This window comes from Moorena sp. SIO3H5, from assembly GCF_010692395.1.
In the GTDB taxonomy this organism is placed as follows: Bacteria; Cyanobacteriota; Cyanobacteriia; order Cyanobacteriales; family Coleofasciculaceae; genus Moorena.
This window is the reverse complement of record NZ_JAAHHS010000787.1, coordinates 1-1,209: the sequence shown is the minus strand read 5'-3', so window position 1 is coordinate 1,209 and position 1,209 is coordinate 1. Positions and strand designations below refer to the sequence as shown.

At 45.0% G+C, this 1,209-nt stretch carries 2 protein-coding genes; both read left to right on the top strand.

Going from position 1 to position 1,209, the window contains the following annotated elements:
- Positions 1–452: nitrogenase component 1 (locus F6K52_RS36535; RefSeq protein ID WP_293090160.1), on the top strand; the 452-nt coding region annotated here is incomplete at its 5' end.
- Between the two features lie 212 nt (positions 453–664).
- The coding region (locus tag F6K52_RS36530; RefSeq protein WP_293090158.1) for a nitrogenase component 1 at positions 665–1,209 on the top strand (545 nt) is incomplete at its 3' end.

Genomic DNA, 1,209 nt, shown 5'->3' with positions numbered 1-1,209 from the left:
CCGCCAAGTTAGATATAGCCTTAGCTACCTACCGCGATCGCCTCAAAGGTAAACGAGTGGTTATTTATACTGGAGGAGTGAAAAGTTGGTCAATTGTGTCTGCTGCAAAAGACTTGGGTATGGAAGTTGTAGCTACAAGTACCAAGAAGAGTACAGAGGAAGATAAAGCTCGTATTAAGCAGTTATTGGGCAAAGATGGTATTACCTTAGAGAAAGGTAATCCCCAGGAAATTCTACGAATTATCAGCGAAACTAATGCAGATATGCTGATTGCTGGCGGTCGTAACCAGTATACCGCCCTCAAAGCCAGAATTCCTTTCCTAGATATTAACCAAGAACGCCATCATCGTTATGCAGGTTATATTGGCATGATAGAAATGGCCAAGGAATTGGATGAAGCTCTTCACAGCCCCGTTTGGGAGCAAATTCGTCAAACCGCACCGTGGGGATGAGGGGATGAGGGAAGGAGGGAAAGAGGGAAAGAGGGAAGGAGTGAAGGAGGGAAAGAATTTTTAGATTACACATTTCTAAAATTATAGACATACATTGTCTAAACTCCTTCACTCCTTCACTCTCCCACTCCCTCACTCCTTCACTCCCTCACTCCTTCACTCCCCCACTCCCCCACTCCCTCTGCTCTCCACATTTTCTCTGAAGTAAAAACATGGCGATTGTCACCACTCCCAACAAAGCAGTTGTAGTAAATCCTCTCAAACAAAGTCAAGCTTTGGGTGCAACCTTAGCCTTTCTAGGACTAAAAGGAATGATGCCTTTATTGCATGGTTCTCAAGGTTGTACAGCCTTTGCTAAAGTTATTTTGGTACGCCATTTCCGGGAAGTAATTCCCCTTTCCACTACGGCGATGACGGAAGTTTCAACCATTCTGGGTGGTGAGGATAATGTGGAACAGGCCATTCTCACCCTGGTGGAGAAAGTCAAACCTGAGGTGATTGGTTTGTGTACCACTGGACTGACGGAAACTAGAGGGGATGATATGCAAGGTATCCTCAAAGATTTTCGCCAGCAACATCCAGAACTAAATGATTTGCCCATTATACTAGTCTCCGCTCCGGATTTTAAAGGTGCATTGCAAGATGGTTATGCGGCTGCGGTAGAAAGTATGGTGAGAGAACTCCCCCAACCAGGAGATACTAAACCACAACAAATTAATCTGTTAGTGGGTTCAGCATTTACCCCTGGGGATGTTCA